Raw genomic sequence first — 247 nt, forward strand, 5'->3', positions numbered from 1 at the left:
GATCGTCGACGCCGGCCGGCTGCTGCCCGCGCGCATGCTGGAGCCGCCGTTCGTGCCCGCGCCGTCGACGCCGATGCTGCAGCCCGAAGGCGGCGCCGACCGCAACGCGATCCCGCTGTACACGCTGCCGAACCAGCACATCGTCAACAACTTCTCGCCGACGATGCCGCTGCAGACCTCCGCAATGCGCTCGCTCGGCGCACACACCAACGTCTGGGCGATCGAGAGCTTCATGGACGAGCTCGCG

Annotated in this window: 1 pseudogene; it reads left to right on the forward strand. The window is 69.6% G+C overall.

Annotated features, from left to right (window positions below):
• Positions 1-247: pseudogene (locus tag SB816_RS34055) on the forward strand (xanthine dehydrogenase family protein molybdopterin-binding subunit); the annotation flags it as partial.

This window comes from Achromobacter sp. SIMBA_011, from assembly GCF_046535435.1.
In the GTDB taxonomy this organism is placed as follows: Bacteria; Pseudomonadota; Gammaproteobacteria; order Burkholderiales; family Burkholderiaceae_B; genus Achromobacter; species Achromobacter dolens.